Below are 18,485 nucleotides of genomic sequence, written 5' to 3' on the forward strand. Positions count from 1 at the left end.
CAATAAACCTATCCATGAACATAAAAGAGAGAAGTATTTATGATCATCCCGTGGCAAGACATTGCGCCAGAGACACTGGAAAACCTCATCAAAGAATTCGTACTGCGTGAAGGTACAGACTATGGTGACGTAGAAGTTTCACTGCAAAACAAAATTGACCAAGTGAAACATCAATTAGCCTCAGGAGAAGTGAGTATCGTGTTTTCTGAACTGCATGAAACCGTTGATATTCAAGTCACAAAACGCTTCTAAGCTGCGCTCATAAAGGAGCCGTGTTATAGTGGTAAACGATTGCTAACAAGTAAGTTACTCAAAAGACAAGGGTTGTCATGTCCGCTAAACATCCAATTATTGCGGTGACAGGTTCATCTGGAGCCGGCACCACCACTACCTCAGAAGCCTTCCGAAAAATGTTCAATATGATGGACGTGAAGGCAGCTTGGGTTGAAGGGGATAGTTTCCATCGCTTCACTCGACCAGAGATGGATGTCGAGATCCGTAAGGCGCGCGAGCAAGGTAAGCACATCAGCTACTTTGGTCCACAAGCTAACGATTTTGGTGCATTAGAAGATTTCTTCCGTCAATACGGCAATGAAGGCACGGGAAAAGTCCGTAGCTATCTGCATACCTTCGATGAAGCCGTGCCTTACAATCAAATGCCCGGCACCTTTACGCCATGGCAAGAGATCCCTGAAAACTCGGATGTGATGTTCTACGAAGGTCTTCACGGTGGCGTAGTCGATGGTGACATCAATGTTTCTCAACACGTCGATCTGCTTATCGGCATGGTACCTATCGTAAACTTGGAGTGGATCCAGAAATTCGTTCGTGACACACGCGATCGTGGTCACTCTCGCGAAGCGGTGATGGATTCTATTGTTCGCTCAATGGATGATTACCTTAACTACATTACCCCGCAGTTTTCGCGTACTCATATCAACTTTCAGCGTGTCCCTACCGTAGATACATCAAATCCACTGAATGCAAAAGGGATCCCAAGTTTAGACGAAAGCTTCGTGGTTATACGTTTGCGCGGCATCAAAAACGTCGATTTCCCTTACCTGTTGGCTATGATTGATGGCTCATTTATGTCACGTCATAACACGCTTGTGGTGCCAGGAGGCAAGATGAGTTTTGCTATGGAGCTCATTGTAAGGCCGATCCTGCAACAACTTATAGAAACCGGGAAAATAGGCTAACAAAACAACATTCTGGTTGATTACTTTTCATACCGTGATCATGTGCACAATTTTGCGTAAAAAATCGTAGCTTGGTCACGATTAAAATCAAGAAATAGTACCTGAAAAAGGATACTATTCTTAAACGAAACACAAGATAGCTTGCAGCACTCAACGAGTGCTCTTATCCTAGCTAGGTCAATTCAGGCTTAGCTAAAATATGGAAAGCGGCAAGCATACCCTGCAGAGGAAGTAAGATATTATGGTTCTAGGTAAACCCCAAACCGATCCAACATTAGAGTGGTTCCTTTCACACTGTCATATTCATAAGTACCCTTCAAAAAGTACTTTGATTCATGCTGGTGAAAAGGCAGAAACCTTGTACTACATCGTTAAAGGTTCTGTGGCAGTTCTTATCAAAGACGAAGAAGGTAAGGAAATGATTCTTTCTTACCTAAACCAAGGCGACTTCATCGGTGAGCTTGGCTTGTTCGAAGAAGACCAAGAGCGTACTGCATGGGTTCGTGCAAAATCTCCTTGTGAAGTGGCTGAGATTTCTTTCAAGAAATTCCGTCAACTTATCCAAGTGAACCCAGATATTCTAATGCGTCTTTCAGCGCAAATGGCAAACCGTCTACAAGTAACTAGCCAAAAGGTTGGTGACTTAGCGTTCCTTGACGTAACAGGTCGTATCGCTCAAACGCTACTAAACCTAGCAAAACAGCCAGATGCAATGACTCACCCTGACGGCATGCAAATCAAGATCACTCGTCAAGAGATTGGCCAGATTGTTGGTTGTTCTCGTGAGACCGTAGGTCGTATCTTGAAGATGCTAGAAGAGCAGAACCTAATTTCTGCACACGGTAAGACTATCGTGGTATACGGCACTCGTTAATCTCGATTAACTGAGCCAAAAATTTGAAAGCCACCAAATGCGAATTTGGTGGCTTTTTTGTTTTCTAAATATCTAGAGAACAGATGCGGGAAGCAAAGTTAGAAATCGGACTTCACTATTCTAAAGTATCTCGAAGCGAAGCGTACCCGCACCTCTAGGGCAAAGCCCGTGCTCGTATCTTTCTTTAACCGTTGGTGCTTTCAAAGATCTTGTCAGCTGATGCCGCAACAAATCCGGTATAAAGCTCACCATTGGCCACCGCATAACGCTTAGCAAACTCATAGAAGCCTCCAGGAATCATCTCATTGCCTTCAACAAATGAAACTGGGACTTTGTCTGCCATGGTTGATGATTGCTCTAATAAGACCTCTGGAGAGCCTTTCACCTCACCACCTGACGCATTGATAGTGAATCCCGACTCATTCAGATAGTCATTCACGGCCTGCACTTCATGGAACTTATTTAACTGGTTCACACTCACCGTAAAGTGGTTTGCACCGTAGCCATGAGCTGCGAGCCAAGAAGCATATTCACTCTCTTTTGCTAGTACTTGGAAATCTGCGAAATTCAAATCCCAAAGACGACCACCAAACAAGAATTCATGACCTTGAAGCTTACTTGCGTCAACTTGCTCAACCAACTTAGCAACGATCTGTTGCAGGTCACTTGAACACTCTTCTACCTTCAACTCACTAATGAACACTTTTGGTTGGTTTGGATCTGGGTGCTCGTAGTGCTTAGCCACTAGCTTCTTGCTCTCAAATAAGTAATCGCCACACGCCTTGTAACCTAATTCAAGGAAAGGTTTAGCCAATGTTTCAATACCTAGCGGTGCAACATTGAAAGTACGCAGTGCAATGTGATCATTAATCAGAGCTTCATCTTCTTTCAGCAAGTGATGCACTTTCTCAGCCGATGGACAAAGCCTGTGAATGTAATCATTCCATAGTGATTTAAAGAGTAGATCGGGCGTCATGGTGACTCCTTGTCAGAGGTTCTAGCAAGCTAGTAATTTGGATTAGAAAGGGAGAGGCTGGACATAGAGTCAGCAGCCATCAGCCTGTGACATACTTGTTCTATTATTATCTACCGCCCAATCTAGGTGTCGGACGTGGTGGAACAGGGAAGCGATAACACCACCTCCCTATTTCAAGCTTAACGAATGAGCCTAAAACTACAGCTCAATACCTGGGCTAAATGTCGCTGGCAGTTGAGTTTCGCCACCTTCCATTGAAGCCATAGGGTAAGCACAATAGTCCGCTGCATAGTAAGCACTTGGGCGTAGGTTGCCCGAAGCACCCGGGCCACCAAATGGTGCATCACCACTTGCGCCTGTTAGCTGACGGTTACGGTTAACAATACCCGCACGGATATGATCAACGAAGTATTCCCATTCAGAATCATCTGTTGATACAAGACCCGCAGACAAACCAAAACGAGTGTCGTTAGCTAGCTCAACCGCTTGCTCGAGCGATTGGTAACGAACCACTTGCAGCAATGGACCGAAGTACTCTTCATCTGGCAACTCAGCAATGTTGGTTGCATCGATAATCCCCGGAGAAACAAACGCCGCTTCGCCCGCTTTTGCTTCAACTAGGCTTACACCACCGAGTGATTGCAGATTAGCTTGCGCGTCCAGAATGAACTTAGCCGCAGCTTCGGAGATTTGTGGTCCCATGAAAGGTGCAGGTTCAGCGAATGGCTGATCAACACGAATCTTCAAGGTAGCCGCAACGAGCTTATCGAGCAGTTGATCACCCTTCTCGCCAACAGGAACATACAAACGACGCGCACATGTACAACGTTGACCCGCACTGATGAAAGCCGATTGGATAATGGTATAAACCGTCGCGTCAGCATCACCAAATTGGTCACTGATCACCATCGGGTTGTTGCCACCCATCTCTAGCGCCAGCATCTTGCCCGGTTGACCTGCGAATTGACGGTGAAGGATATGACCGGTATTAGCACTGCCCGTGAATAGCACGCCATCAAGACCTTTAGCATCGGCTAGTGCGATACCTGTCTCTTTAGCGCCTTGCACTAGGTTGATCACGCCAGCAGGAAGGCCAGCTTCTTGCCATAGCTTCATCGCAAACTCACCAGTCCAAGGTGTCTGCTCTGACGGCTTAAATACCACGGTATTACCCGATAGCAGTGCTGGAACAATATGACCATTAGGCAGATGACCTGGGAAGTTGTAAGGGCCAAATACCGCCATAACGCCTAATGGACGATGACGCAGTACGATTTGGTTACCTGCCGCTTCACGTGAAGCTTCACCAGTACGTTCGTGATATGCACGAATAGAGATAGCGATCTTGCCCGCCATCGCGCCCGCTTCAGTACGAGTTTCCCAAATCGGTTTACCCGTCTCTTTTGCAATAATCTGTGCTATCTCTTCGCTGTTCTCTTTTACTTTCTCAGCAAAGTTCAACACGATGGCTTCACGCTCTGCAAAGCTCAGTTTCTTCCAAACTAAGAACGCATCACGAGCCGCTGCTACTGCAGATTCAACCTGCGCTGGTGTTGCACTATCGCCTTGCCACACGACTTCATTGTTGTATGGGCTTACTGATGTCATGGCGTCGCCTTGACCTGCCACCCACTGTCCTGCTATCCACTGAGTCATACTTCTATCCTTAAAATCTTCGACAGATAATCGCCGCTCTTATTGAGCCAACATGCGAACGAATTCGCCTTCTTTTACTTCAAGAGCGCTTGCTACTTCAGATGATAAAATCACTGTGTCGCTTGCTTGGTCATACGCGCCTTTCGCGGCTACTGCGCGGAAGTTCTCAAATGAGGTATTACCAATTAGGAAGTCTTTAGAGCTGGAGTGCTCTGCAATTTTCACCTGAGCTCGAATCGCATGACGCACTGATTCAATATTTCTTAGATCACACTCAACCGTTGGGCCTGCATCAAAGATGTCAACATAACCACGGTTAGTGAAACCTTCACGTTCCAACAACTTAAGTGCTGGGCGTGTATTATCATGTACCTCTCCAATCACCGCCTGAGCTTCTTTGCTCAGTAGGTTCACGTAGATAGGCAGCTTTGGCATTAGGTCAGCAATGAAGCCTTTCTTACCGATACCAGTTAGGTAATCTGCAAGCGTGAAATCAATTGAGAAGAAGTGCTCTTGCAGCCATTGCCAGAAAGGTGAGTTACCTTCCGCATCCGATACACCACGCATCTCAGCAAAAATCGTTTTCGAGAAACGCTCTGGGTGTTCAGACATGATTAGGAAGCGACACTTCGACATCAAACGACCATTCAATCCACCACGGAAAGTTGGACGCAAGAACAGTGTGCAGATCTCACTGCATCCGGTGTAGTTATTACCGAAAGTCAGTAGCTTCACGACGTTATTCACGCCAAGCTTTTGCGATGAGTGCACCACTTTGCTGATGTGGTAAGAGTAAAACGGAACATCCCAGCCAATTGAGGCTTCGATACCTGTGGTACCTGCGACTTCTCCGGTTTCGGTATCAAAGCCAACCATTAGGTAGCCTTCATCACCAGGTTCAGTCACGTCTTGTTTAGCAAAGCTGTATTCAGAGTGAGTAATACGGTTGGTTAACAGTTCTTCGTTAACCGGAAGAGATGTGAATCCGTGACCAGATTCAACCGCGCAGGTATGCAACGCATCGTAATCAGATAATTTTATTGGGCGAACAACTAGCATCAATATTCCCTCCAGATGCAAAACAGGCCCAAAACGAGAATCTTGGGCCTTTAGCAGTACGTCATGGGATCGCTCTAATGGCGATCATTCCTATGACGCCGCTCAGGCTAAACTAGCGTAGCGATGGCTTTGTCTAGTTTTGATAAACCTTCTTCAATTTCTTGTGTAGTGATAACCAGTGATGGTGTGAAACGAACCACGTTTGCACCCGCAACCAGTACCATCAAGCCTTGTTCACCTGCTGCTACTAGTACATCACGAGCACGACCTTGCCATGCTTCATTAAGCGCAGCGCCTAGCAATAGGCCTTTACCGCGAACTTCACTGAATATTTGGTATTTGTCGTTAATCTTAGCTAAACCATCACGGAATAGTGCTTCGCGTTCTTTCACGCCAGCCAACGTTTCAGGTTGGCTTACTACGTCAACAACGGCTTCAGCAACGGCACACGCCAGTGGGTTACCACCGTAAGTAGAACCGTGCGTACCGACTTTTAGGTGTGTTGCAAGTTCAGACGTTGTTAGCATTGCACCGATAGGGAAACCGCCACCTAGTGATTTCGCTGTGCTTAGGATGTCAGGTGTTACACCTAGACCTTGGTAAGCGTAAAAGTTACCGGTACGGCCATTACCTGTTTGCACTTCATCAAAGATAAGCAGCGCATTGTGTTTGTCACACAGTTCACGAACCGTGTTCACGAACTCAGATGTTGGAGAGATGATACCGCCCTCGCCTTGCAGAGGTTCCATCATGATTGCACATGTGCGATCTGAGATGTGCGCTTCTAGCGCGGCAATATCGTTGTAAGGCAGGTGAGTTACATCGCCCGGTTTAGGACCGAAGCCATCAGAGTAAGCCTCTTGACCACCCACAGTTACAGTAAAGAAAGTACGACCGTGGAAACCTTGTTTGAATGCAATGATTTCAGATTTCTCAGGACCGTGAACATCCGCTGCCCAACGACGAGCTAGCTTCAATGCGGCTTCGTTCGCTTCAGCACCAGAGTTGGCAAAGAATACTTTTTCTGCAAAACATACGTCTGTTAACTTCTTCGCTAGACGTAGTGCAGGTTCGTTGGTCATTACGTTACTTAAATGCCAAATCTTGTTTGCTTGCTCAGTAACTGCGTTAACCATTGCTGGGTGACAGTGACCCAAACAGCTCACAGCGATACCACCAGCAAAGTCGATATACTCTCGGCCTTGTTGGTCCCAAACGCGTGCGCCTTCCCCTTTTACTGGGATCATTTCCATTGGGTTATAACAAGGCACCATCACCTCATTAAACAGACTACGTTCTACTTTATTTTCCACTGTCATCGTACATTCCTTCTCGATACCGCAAGCTTCGCAAATAAGCGTAATGGTTCATAAGTAAGACAAAGATATTTTGTCTCGCCATAATCCCGCTGCAGCATTATATTTACATTTAATTAACCTTTTCAATAGTAGATTATTCTTTAGCCATCCCTTGCAACCAGCTAAACGTCACTACCTATGACTATTTATGCATCAATTAATCTGTTTTATGAAGCTTTTTTTACCTAAACGTATAATCAGCAACAGCAAAGCCTTACTGGCATTGCGGTATATTGGGTTCGAGACGAAATAACGCGAATAATTTTGCATAGGCTAAAAACTTAGCCTGACGAGGGAGAAATGTTATAAAAAGTGATCGGCGTCAGAGGGATGAAGACGCGTAACGCCCGAATTTAAACGCTTAACGGGTAATGGAATACGTTTAACTGGCTTATTTAGACGAAGAAAGGGTCAAATTTAAACACTCAGCGTGCTAGGAAGTTAGCGAGAAGCTGGTGTCCTTGCTCTGTTTTAATCGATTCTGGGTGAAATTGGACGGCATCAATCGGCAAGGTTTTGTGTTGATAACCCATGATCTCATCCATGCTACCATCTTCAAATTCAGTCCAAGAGGTCAGCTCAAAACAGTCTGGTAATGTGCCGTTTTTCACCACTAAAGAGTGGTAACGAGTCACAGTTAGAGGGTTATTAAGCCCTTGAAAAACGCTCTTACCATTGTGGCGTATTGGAGAGGTTTTACCGTGCATCACTTGTCTGGCTCTCACCACTTCACCACCAAACACTTGAGCAATGGCTTGATGACCAAGACACACACCTAAGATCGGCAGTTTACCCACGAAGTGTTCAATGACCTGTAGCGAAATTCCCGCATCATCGGGCGTACATGGACCCGGCGAGATAACAAGATGGCTAGGATTTAGCGCTTCGATGCCTGCAATATCAATCTCATCGTTGCGAACAACTTTTACAGTTACCCCTAACTCACAGAAATACTGATACAAGTTATAGGTAAAAGAGTCGTAGTTATCGATGATAAGTAACATGGGTCGAAATCGTTTGCTAAATACTAAAGGATTGGGAGATATAGGGGCGGTATTGTGCAATACCCATGGCGAAAGGCAAGTGGAAACTGCATTTAGCCAATAATTAAGGCCAACCTAAGTTGACCTTAATTGTTTACAGATAGCGCTAAGTTATCTGAATTGGCTTACTTGTATAGCAAGCCTATCTATTTGTGATTGAGCTATTTGCGACGACGCCACATTGCTAAGCCAAACAATGACATCAGTGCACCGAAACCAAACGAACCACCGACTTTAAGCTCAAGAACTGCCGGATCATGATCCGATGAACGGAAGTGATCTTGGTACTTCGGCAGATCACCTTTGAACTCTTCGTTGTAATCAAGCAACTTCGATTCACCGCCGTTGATGTGCCAGTCAGTCGCATCCACCACCATGTCTTTCAGGCTGTCGCTGATCAACAGGTGATCCAAAGCGCCAACCTCATCATTGTATGAGTAGCTCCAGCTGTCTGGGTGCTTTTGAGCCACAGCATTAATGTAGCCGTAGTTCTTAGTAATCACCGCACCGGTATCACCAAACTGCTCGACACCGTCAATGTAGGTGTTACGCGCCGCTTTGATTTGCTTACCGTATTTCTCTTCAGAGTAATCCGTCAGTACCAGCATTGGGTCTTCCATGCCGTACGAGTTCATATCACCCAGAATCACTTTATGGCCTTTGATGCCGTCTAGCGCTTCACCCAATGCAACCGCAGCTGCAACACGGAAGTTCTCACATGAACCTTGCTTGTCGGCATCAACGCCACCTTGACCGCCCTGTTCGACAGGGGCTGCATCTTCCCAACACTTAGAACCTTTCGATTTAAAGTGGTTAATCGCAACGGTGAGTTTCTCTTTAGTGCCTTTGACTTTAAAAGTTGGCGCCAATGAGTCACGTTGATAGTTCTTACCGTCTTCAATCACCTTGCCAGAATCGTCTAACACCTCTGGCGCTTGTTGGCTTGGCATCGCGATAACACGGCGGTCTTTAAGCTTAACCACTTTCTTACGGTAAATAACACCTGTTGTAATGACGTCAGTACCAATCGAGTCCATCTCGTCGGTTACGCCATCTTCGTTCGAATCGACAGCCACAAAGGTATAGCGGTCTTTCTTACGCTCAATGCGATCATTCAGTTGGTTTACAAGCTGCTGAATGGCAGAGCCTTCACCAAAACCGTTGTTCTCAATTTCCATCAAACCAATGATGTCGGCATCTAGACGAAGAATCGCGTTCACAATCTTCTCTTGCTGCATCTCAAACTCAGTGATGGTGTTCGCGCCACGGTTGTTGCCGTGTTGGTTCGCGTCACCGCCAAATGGAGAGTTAAAGTAGTTCAATACGTTGAAGGTCGCGATACGTAGATCACCTTCATCCATATCAGGCTTGTCAGTACGTGGGTCATTACGTACAAAGTTCTCAGCCGAGATCTGGTTGGTTGTCACTAAGCGATATTCGCCGTAACTGTAGGTCAGTACACCTTCTAGGCCAATAATGGTGTCATCAATACGGATGTAGTCTTCTGTTGAACCATCTTGGTCAATATCGGTACGGCCAAAGTCTGGATAGAAAGGAACTTGTCCGTCACCGGCTTTTTGATCGGTTTCAACAAAAAGACGACGGTCTGCGTTATCTTTAGTTTGCTGTTTCGCATCTTCAGAGCCAGCTGCAGATAACTGGTTCGGCTGCATGTTAATACGCTCATGGGCCAGTACCATGTTGTTACGACGACCTGCGTAGTCATAACCAAAGGTACGCGTTACACGCATATCAAGCGCTTCGGTTGTTTTCACCAACATGCCTTCATGGCGTTCAAGCGTTGCAGCGAAGTTCTCGTCACTGTCTAAGGCTTCAATTGCTGTCGCTTCAGGCGCTTGTTGCTCGCCCTGCTTAAGCCATTGGTTGTTTTCAACTTTAAGCTGAGTATGACTGTAATACTCTTGAACCTTACCTTTCACACACACTACATCGCCCGCAGCCAGTTCTGAACTCGATTGATTGGTGTGGATAAATAGACCTTCAGAAGTGCTTGAATTGAAGTCATCCTCAAGTGCTTGCAGGTAGAAACCTTTGGTTATGCCAGTAGTGACTGCACTTACCACACCTTTGACGAAGTATTCATCGTCAGTGATGTATGGATAGCCATCAATGAACGGTGATGTTGCGCCTTCACCTTGGATCTCTTGAATAGTCGTGAATACAGGAGCAGAGCCATCTTGTGTACAGGCAAACGCGTCAGGCAACTCTACATTGTCTAGTGAACCTAGCCCTTCAATACTGTCCTTAGGTAACGATACCCATTGCGAAGCATCAAACGTCGCAGAAGGTGTTTGTTTAGCACGAACCAAAGTAACATCTTTCCCCCAGTCCACATCGCCCATCAAACCGACAACATCGTGCACCGAACCATCTGAATTCAAGATAGCCAGCGGATCGTCACCATTGTGATTAGCAATCGACGCGTTAAGAATATCAGCCGCCGCTTTAATTTCGTCACTTGCGCTGGTGTGCGCAACCACAAGTACTTCACCGGGCGCTAAAACGTGGCCATTCAAAGGTAAAGTGGCGCCCCATGATCCATTACCATTCGCAGACTTCGCCAACGAGTAACCATCTAAATTAATGCTGCTATCGCCGTTATTGGCAATCTCAACCGCTTTGTTATAGCTGCCGCCTTCCACATATTGTGAAATAAACAAATCAGCGTGTGCGCTTGTGGTTAACAAGCTACCAATTGCCACTGCTAGCAATGAAGGTTTATGTAAAAGAGCCATCCGTTTCACCTAAGTTCATCGATTTATAGTCACTGCCATTTATGGGCAGTCATGTATTTTGTGGTAACTATCAGGTTTATTTATGAAAGGAATAAGTCAGTTGGCAAGAAAATGAGGAACTTATCACTTTGGAATCATCAATTGTTTGGCACGTTTTATATTTCCAACATATATAGAAATGAGAGTGACTTTATAAAACTTGGGGATGCCAAATAAGATCACCTGCACAGCATTAGTATGATGAATATGTTAGCTAGATAATGCTTAAATTATCAATTCAAACAAGGGGTTTTCGAGGAGGGTAAATAGAATGGGCATTAAAAAACCCAAAGTAAACAACGTCTACTTTGGGCTCAAATTCTCAAGCGAATTATTTTAGTTCACTCTATGGGCGAGTAACAAAACCTACCGCTTCGTACGCTTTTTTCAGTGTTACTGCAGCACGCTCAGAGGCTTTTTCGGCACCCGCTTTCATTACTGCGTCCATGTAAGCACGGTCAGCACGGATACGGTGGTATTCAGATTGAATCGGCTCAAGCATTTCAACTAATGCTGCGCCTACGTCTTTCTTAAATGGACCGTACATTTCAACGCCTTGGTACTTCGCTTCGATCTCTTCAAACGTTTTACCCGTCGCCGCAGAGTAAAGACCCATTAGGTTAGAGATGCCTGCTTTGTTTTCCCAATCGTGAGCAATACGTGGTGGCGTTTCTGCATCGGTTTGCGCTTTGTTGATCTTCTTGATGATCGACTTAGGCTCTTCTAGCAGAGTAATCACGTTCTTACGGTTGTCATCCGACTTAGACATCTTCTTCGTCGCATCTTGCAGGCTCATTACACGTGCATTCACTGTTGGAATGTAAGGTTCTGGTACTTGGAAGATTGGTGTTTCTGGGCCGTAAATGTTGTTAAAGCGAGTTGCGATATCACGTGCCAGCTCTAAGTGCTGTTTCTGGTCGCTACCTACTGGCACTTGGTGAGCACCGTAAAGCAGGATGTCTGCAGCCATCAACACTGGGTAGTCGTATAGGCCTACGTTTACGTCGTTTGAGTGACGTGCAGACTTATCTTTAAACTGAGTCATACGGCTCAGTTCACCCATTTGTGTGTAACAGTTAAGAAGCCAACCAAGTTGAGCATGCTCTGGTACGTGTGACTGAACAAATAGCGTGCTCTTCTTTGGATCAACACCGACAGCAAGACAGATTGCTAATGCGTCTAGAGTCGCTTCATGCAGTGCTTTCGGGTCTTGACGAACCGTAATTGCGTGAAGGTCTACAACACAGTATTGGCAATCGTAATCATCTTGCATCTGTTGCCATTGACGTAGAGCACCCAAGTAGTTACCGATACTTAGTTCACCAGATGGTTGAACACCACTCAATACGATGGGCTTGCTCATGGTTTTAATTCCTTTGCTTGTTCGCTAAGCTCGTTAACTTAGTTTCTTAACCTAGTATCTGAAAAACTTAGCTTCTTAACTTTAAAATAGAAAAGCCGCACAGCTCTTCTGTACGGCTCATCCAGTGTACTCATTGATAAGTATTTTGCTAGTAGGTTAGCTAACTTTTGTCCGCTTTATGCTGAAACTAGAACGACATCTAGTAATTGCGCGACGTTATCCGCGACATAGTCAGGGTTTGATGCTGAAATCGGCTCGCCGTGGTTATAACCGTAAGTCAGACCAAACGAGTGACAGCCTGCATTCTTAGCCGCCTTAATGTCGTTGCTTGAATCGCCAACCATCAGCATCTCTTCCGCTTTAACATTGTGCTTTTCTAGCAACCAGTTCAGCGCGACTGGGTTCGGTTTTTTCTCTGGGAAAGAGTCGCCACCCAACACATCAACAAAGTACTTATCAATACCGTGTTGCGCCAGAACGTCTGGTACAAACTTCGAAGGCTTGTTGGTGACCAGCGCCATAGTGAAACCCGCTTTATCCAGCTCAGCCAACGTCTCTTTAACCGATGGGTAAAGGTGGCTGAGCTTGTGACCGCCTTGCTCGTAGAAATCATCAAACAGGATGCGCGCTTTTTTTAGTAGTTCTGGCTCTAGGCTTGGGTCAACCGTCAGGTTACGGCTGAGTGAGCGTCCGATAAGAACATCAGCACCATTACCTACGTAGTCGCGAACTTGTTCTTCACTCACTGAAGGGAAGCCCAACTCCTGACAAGCTTGGTCAGCAGCAACGGCCAAATCAGGCACGCTGTCTAACAAGGTTCCATCCAAATCAAAGGCGATCAGTTTTATTGAGCTTAATGACATCTTACTTTCCTATTTATTATGTTCGTCTTATGAGTTGAGCTATAAGACGTAAAAAAGGGGCAAATTAGCCCCTTAATATTCAATCTATCTGTAGTTTTACGATTATGCGTTTACTTTTGCAAGCTCTGCACGCATCTCATCAATCACTTCTTTGTAATCTGGTTGATTGAAGATAGCTGAACCCGCAACGAACATATCTGCGCCCGCTTCTGCGATTTCACGGATGTTATCCACCTTCACGCCGCCATCAATCTCAAGGCGAATGTCACGGCCTGATTCGTCAATTAGCTTACGAACAGCACGTAGTTTATCTAGCGTGTGAGGAATGAAAGATTGACCGCCGAAGCCTGGGTTCACAGACATCAGTAGAATCATGTCTACTTTGTCTAGGATGTAATCTAGGCAAGAAAGCGGCGTTGCAGGGTTAAGAACTACACCCGCTTTACAGCCGTGCTCTTTGATTAGCTGTAGAGTGCGATCGATGTGCTCTGATGCTTCAACGTGGAAGGTAATCATTGATGCGCCGGCTTTAGCAAACTCAGGCACGATGCTGTCCACTGGTTTAACCATAAGGTGAACATCGATAGGAGCCGTAATACCGTAGTCGCGCAGCGCTTTACAGATAGGCGCGCCAAAAGTCAGGTTAGGTACGTAGTGGTTGTCCATCACATCGAAGTGCACAACATCAGCACCAGCTGCGAGTACTTTTTCTACGTCTTCACCAAGACGAGCAAAATCTGCAGACAAAATCGATGGAGCGATTAGAAAATCTTTCATACCAAACCTCTTAAGAGTGAGTAAATTGCGAATATCACCGCCTTGGTGACATCTCATACACAAATACAAGACTCAATCCCAAGACTATTTGGTGTGCAATTCTACCTAAGCACCTAAGCAGATCCTAGCAGTTCGAAAGATTAGTTTAAGAAAGTATCCGTTGGTCACTCAATTTAATGAGTTTGGCGGATATTCTGACCATTACTGTTCCGCTGATGCGTGCTGCTGGTTTTTCTCTTTATGGAAAAGCGCCAATAGCTCATCAACTTTATTACGGCCAGCGCCATTACGGCTGATGGTACGTTTCACCTTAACCACGTTCAACTCCGCACCATGATATAAGCGACGAGTTAACGTCGTATCGTGGTTTGAAATCAAAACAGGAATACCGCGTTCCATCGCTGCTTTTTCAGCAACATCCGCCAGTGCAGCTTGGTCATCTAAGCTAAAGCCATTACCTGCGTAAGAGGTAAAGTTTGCCGTGTTCGACAGTGGTGCGTATGGAGGATCGCAGTAAACCACACAGCCTTTGCGCGCGCGGCTAAAGGTTTCATGGTATCCCTCACAGACGAAGGTGGCTTTTTTCGCTTTCTCGGCAAAAAATTCCAGCTCAGCTTCTGGGAAGTAAGGTTTTTTATAAGAACCAAATGGAACGTTAAAACCGCCCTTCTTGTTGTAACGACATAGGCCATTGAAGCCAAATCGGTTCATATACAAGAAAGCCAACGAACGATACATGACGTTATCTGTACCATTGAACTCAGCGCGAATATCTAAGAAGGCTTCTTTACGGTTGTTCTCAGGACAGAACCAGCGCTTCGCTTCCGTGATATAAGTTTCAGGATCGGTTTTAAGCAGGTTGTACAGGTTGATAAGATCGGGATTGATATCTGCAAGCAGGTACTGTTCAAAGTCAGTATTCAGAAATACTGAGCCGGCACCGACAAACGGTTCTACCAATTTACGAGCAGGTGGCAGGTGACGTTGGATGTCTTCAACTAGGCCATATTTACCACCAGCCCATTTTAGAAAGGCACGCTGCTTTTTCATTTACTGCTCTATCTATCAACTCAAAAATAAGGCTGCGGAATGTAACATATTTTGAGGCTAAGCTCAGGGTTATTTCGCACGTTCTATCTCTCGATGCACTTGATTCATCGATTTTGCCCAAGGTTCCAACTGTTGAAGGGGTTTTGATAACGCACTTACCGCGTCTCTCGCCACTTGAATCGTTGGGTAATCTTGATAAGTGATAATAAACCACTTGGTGTCGTTGCGAAGTGTTGGGTAAATACGAACCTTGTTCTCAAGGTCATACTCTTCAATGAAAGATTGGACGTCGTCCAATGAGGTCATCGCACTCAACTGCAAAGTATAAGCTCGCGGAGAGATAGCTTGTAACTCTTCGCGAGAAAATGAGAATGTGATTTTCTGCGTCGGTGGTGTGGACTGGGTTAGGTCTGCTGTTTCATCAGTTGAAGGCTGTGACTCCACTTTGTCTGCATCTGACTGCGAACTCACCGCTGCACCTGTGTTTTCTTCAACAGCAGCATCAATCGTACTGGTATCAGCGCTTTCAGGTTTATCATCAAGCAAGGCATCAACCACATCAGAGGTGATCACAACACGCTGCTGATCTTGTTCGACTTCTCCAACACTCGCGGTATCTTCAACGACAGTCGGTGGCAGAGACGAACTATCATCATCGGCACCTTGGTAACTCATGTCGGTTTCAGCTTCAGAATCAATAGATCCATCAACACCAGTTTGTTCAGTGCCGCTTTCCACTTCAAAGGTTGGAATAGCCGTCTGTTCAATCGGTGCGATAAGAGACTGCGCTTTATCGTCTGGTGTTGGTTGACTGAACATCCACCAATAACCACCACCAATTAAAATCAACAGCAAGGCCACCACAATCGAGATATTGATGGGTGAGCCAATAATTGAGCGAATAATAATCCTTTTTTCCACTTTCAATTCTCCTAAAGCCATTAACTCACCGGGCAGAGGTTGCGCTTTATTAAACGCACGTCGCACGCGAGTTTCAGACTCATCATCAACATATCGAATCACCAGTGATTCAAAGAAATGTTCAGCTTCTGGTTGCGAAAGGTCATCGATCTCAAGATCGATAGGCTTGTGTTGCTGACCGTAACTCAAACGCGTTAATAACGTATCTAAGTGGCCAGGTTGCGAGAACAGAACGATATTAATCGTCCATTGAGGGTTTGATTGAGATTCAAGTACCAACATCCATAATTCTGATACCAGTAGCTCAGACAGTCGGTGGGCGTCATCAATGACAATAAGCACATTACACGTATCTCCATCCAGCAACCTAGCAAGGCTATCAGATAAAGAATCATGTTGATTAAAGAGTGGGTCAGAAACAATCTGACTAAGAATAAGTGCGCGGCGCTGTTGATCGTCTTGGCTTGGGTGACAAAGCAGTAAACACTGATTTTTTTCTGTCGACCATGCTTCAAGATAACGCTGAGCTAACCAAGATCGGCCAGAACCCGTTTTACCAGCAACATTTACAAAGTTTGAACCAAAGTTAGTTAAAAGCTGTAAACGCTCTAGCAACTCAACTTGAGACTCTAACTCCAATACTCTTAAATCATGAGCCAAACTCATTGGGGATCCCTACTGATAAGTTCGATCTGTAAAGCGCTTGAGTTGCCTAGAGTTTAGCTAGGCAACCTCACAACCGAATTTAAAGAGTACGGCAGAAATCAATCGCTTGTTTAATGATGTCTTGAGGTACATCAGCAACCACTTCAGCAGTACCAATACTTGTTGGTAATACCAGACGCAACTGACCAGACAGCACTTTTTTATCGCGCATCATGTGCTTCATAAAGTCTTCAAAAGACATGCTTTCTGGCGTATGGATTGGTAGTTTCGCATTCTTGAGTATAGAAATAATTCGCTCAAGTTGCTGCTGAGAAATCAGTCCCTGTAATTGGGCGGTTTTTGCTGCCATTACAGTGCCTGACGACACAGCTTCACCATGTAGCCAATTACCATAGCCTAGTTCTGCTTCAATCGCATGACCAAATGTATGACCTAGGTTCAATAACGCTCTGATTCCTGACTCTTTTTCATCGATAGCAACCACTTCAGCCTTAATTGCACAACAACGAGCAATCGCGGTAATCAGTGCGTCTTCATCAAGTTGATACAGTTTCTCTAGATTCTGTTCCAACCAGCCAAAAAAGGCTTCATCGTAAATGATGCCGTATTTGATCACCTCAGCCATGCCCGCTGCAAACTCACGCTCTGGAAGCGTTGATAGGCAGTTAGTATCGATGATGACAGATTTTGGTTGGTAAAAAGCGCCGATCATATTCTTGCCAAGGGGATGGTTCACTGCAGTTTTACCACCCACAGAGGAGTCCACTTGAGAAAGAAGGGTCGTCGGGATTTGAATGAAATCAATACCGCGCTGGTAGCAAGAGGCAGCAAAACCGACCAAATCACCGATAACACCACCACCCAAAGCAATCACCACCACATCGCGGCTGTAATTTCCTTCAAGCATGTAGCTCATCACTGAGTTGAACGTTTCAAGTGTTTTGTATTGCTCACCGTCTGGCAACTCTAAAAGAGATGTCTGACAGCCGACTTGATCCAATAGCGATAAAATTTTATCAGCATAAAGAGGCGCTACTGTCACATTACTGATAACAACAACTTTCTGCTTACCTGATAAAAAAGAAAGGTACGCCGGGTCTTCAAATAACCCGGCGCCAATAGAGATAGGGTAGCTACGCTCAGCTAGATTGACCGTAATCCGTTCCATGGGTTTGCTCTCCGAAAAATGAACTTAACGTTCTTCTAGCATTTTTACGATCTGGTTGGCTACCACTTTTGCACTTTGGTCGTCAGTACGAACTGTGTAGTCCGCCACTTCTTCGTATAGTGCGTTGCGAGATACAGCTAGATCTTCTAGCACATCACGCGGGTTGTCTGTTTGAAGTAGAGGGCGTTTCTTGTCGCGGTTAGTGCGAGCAAGTTGCTTTTCAATTGTTGTCTCTAGGTATACAACAATGCCTCGTGCAGATAGACGGTTACGGTTTTCTTTGCTCAGCACTGAACCACCACCTGTCGCAAGAACAATACCTTGTTCTTCTGTCAGATCGTTGATTACAGATTCTTCGCGCTTACGGAAACCATCTTCGCCCTCAACATCAAAAACCCATGCGATGTCTGCGCCAGTGCGCTCTTCGATCACAGTGTCAGAGTCTAGAAACTCCATATGAAGTTGGGAAGCTAGGTGTCTACCAATTGTACTTTTGCCGGCGCCCATTGGGCCAACAAGAAAAATATTGCGTTTCTCAGCCATGTTTTTAGCAGTAATTTACAACGTTAATTCAATGACATCGCCACAAGGTAGGTCAGTACAAGTACTGAAATTAAAAGGCCCGTGGCACCGATTCCTCACAGATAATTCGTGATAAGACCCGAAATTATCAAGGTTAGGTGCCACTAATGCAACTTTATTTTTAATCTAATTGCT

16 protein-coding genes are annotated in these 18,485 nt (G+C 45.4%); 3 read left to right on the forward strand and 13 right to left on the reverse strand.

Annotated elements, in window-relative coordinates:
- Positions 1-39 precede the first annotated feature (39 nt).
- The 3 genes from AB4180_RS01285 to crp all read left to right on the forward strand — a co-directional run bounded on the left by AB4180_RS01285 (position 40) and on the right by crp (position 2,073).
- On the forward strand, positions 40-252 hold the full coding sequence (locus AB4180_RS01285) for a YheU family protein (RefSeq protein ID WP_010435208.1): 213 nt from the start codon (positions 40-42) through the stop codon (positions 250-252).
- A gap of 77 nt (positions 253-329) precedes the next feature.
- Positions 330-1,199, forward strand: coding sequence for a phosphoribulokinase (locus AB4180_RS01290; RefSeq protein ID WP_012604929.1), 870 nt, complete (start codon positions 330-332; stop codon positions 1,197-1,199).
- 241 nt (positions 1,200-1,440) lie between these two features.
- Positions 1,441-2,073 (forward strand): cAMP-activated global transcriptional regulator CRP, encoded by a 633-nt coding sequence (crp, locus tag AB4180_RS01295; RefSeq protein ID WP_004729651.1) that lies wholly within the window; start codon positions 1,441-1,443, stop codon positions 2,071-2,073.
- 184 nt (positions 2,074-2,257) lie between these two features.
- On the opposite strand, the gene AB4180_RS01300 is transcribed toward crp, so the two are convergent.
- The 13 genes from AB4180_RS01300 to aroK all read right to left on the reverse strand — a co-directional run bounded on the left by AB4180_RS01300 (position 2,258) and on the right by aroK (position 18,311).
- Positions 2,258-3,049, reverse strand: a complete 792-nt coding sequence (locus AB4180_RS01300; protein WP_017096559.1) for a DUF1338 domain-containing protein — start codon at positions 3,047-3,049, stop codon at positions 2,258-2,260.
- Positions 3,050-3,247: 198 nt separating this feature from the next.
- Positions 3,248-4,705 (reverse strand): succinylglutamate-semialdehyde dehydrogenase, encoded by a 1,458-nt coding sequence (astD, locus tag AB4180_RS01305; protein ID WP_012604932.1) that lies wholly within the window; start codon positions 4,703-4,705, stop codon positions 3,248-3,250.
- A gap of 39 nt (positions 4,706-4,744) precedes the next feature.
- Entirely contained in the window at positions 4,745-5,764 is a 1,020-nt protein-coding gene (astA, locus tag AB4180_RS01310) for an arginine N-succinyltransferase (RefSeq protein WP_029223756.1), read from the reverse strand.
- 107 nt (positions 5,765-5,871) lie between these two features.
- Positions 5,872-7,083: an aspartate aminotransferase family protein gene (locus AB4180_RS01315; RefSeq protein WP_009848916.1), complete on the reverse strand. Its 1,212-nt coding sequence runs from the start codon at positions 7,081-7,083 to the stop codon at positions 5,872-5,874.
- A gap of 464 nt (positions 7,084-7,547) precedes the next feature.
- Positions 7,548-8,126, reverse strand: a complete 579-nt coding sequence (locus tag AB4180_RS01320; RefSeq protein ID WP_009848915.1) for an aminodeoxychorismate/anthranilate synthase component II — start codon at positions 8,124-8,126, stop codon at positions 7,548-7,550.
- Positions 8,127-8,326: 200 nt separating this feature from the next.
- The gene (locus AB4180_RS01325) at positions 8,327-10,921 is read right to left on the reverse strand and encodes an ExeM/NucH family extracellular endonuclease (protein ID WP_102250583.1); all 2,595 of its coding nucleotides are present in this window, start codon (positions 10,919-10,921) and stop codon (positions 8,327-8,329) included.
- Positions 10,922-11,306: 385 nt separating this feature from the next.
- A complete protein-coding gene (gene trpS / locus AB4180_RS01330) occupies positions 11,307-12,323 on the reverse strand; it encodes a tryptophan--tRNA ligase (RefSeq protein WP_102250582.1) in 1,017 nt (338 codons plus the stop codon).
- A gap of 176 nt (positions 12,324-12,499) precedes the next feature.
- Positions 12,500-13,186 carry a phosphoglycolate phosphatase gene (locus AB4180_RS01335; RefSeq protein WP_017061120.1) on the reverse strand — a complete coding sequence of 229 codons (687 nt, stop codon included), beginning with the start codon at positions 13,184-13,186 and terminating at the stop codon, positions 12,500-12,502.
- 102 nt (positions 13,187-13,288) lie between these two features.
- Positions 13,289-13,963: a ribulose-phosphate 3-epimerase gene (gene rpe / locus AB4180_RS01340; RefSeq protein WP_010435263.1), complete on the reverse strand. Its 675-nt coding sequence runs from the start codon at positions 13,961-13,963 to the stop codon at positions 13,289-13,291.
- Between the two features lie 201 nt (positions 13,964-14,164).
- Positions 14,165-15,013, reverse strand: a complete 849-nt coding sequence (locus tag AB4180_RS01345) for a Dam family site-specific DNA-(adenine-N6)-methyltransferase (RefSeq protein WP_048605377.1) — start codon at positions 15,011-15,013, stop codon at positions 14,165-14,167.
- Positions 15,014-15,082: 69 nt separating this feature from the next.
- Positions 15,083-16,600 carry an SPOR domain-containing protein gene (locus AB4180_RS01350; RefSeq protein ID WP_102250581.1) on the reverse strand — a complete coding sequence of 506 codons (1,518 nt, stop codon included), beginning with the start codon at positions 16,598-16,600 and terminating at the stop codon, positions 15,083-15,085.
- Between the two features lie 79 nt (positions 16,601-16,679).
- Entirely contained in the window at positions 16,680-17,768 is a 1,089-nt protein-coding gene (aroB, locus tag AB4180_RS01355; protein ID WP_009848908.1) for a 3-dehydroquinate synthase, read from the reverse strand.
- A gap of 24 nt (positions 17,769-17,792) precedes the next feature.
- Complete coding sequence (gene aroK / locus AB4180_RS01360; protein ID WP_009848907.1) at positions 17,793-18,311, reverse strand: shikimate kinase AroK; 519 nt, start codon at positions 18,309-18,311, stop codon at positions 17,793-17,795.
- Positions 18,312-18,485 lie beyond the last annotated feature (174 nt).

This window comes from Vibrio sp. 10N.286.49.C3 (assembly GCF_041469545.1).
Taxonomy (GTDB): domain Bacteria; phylum Pseudomonadota; class Gammaproteobacteria; order Enterobacterales; family Vibrionaceae; genus Vibrio; species Vibrio tasmaniensis_A.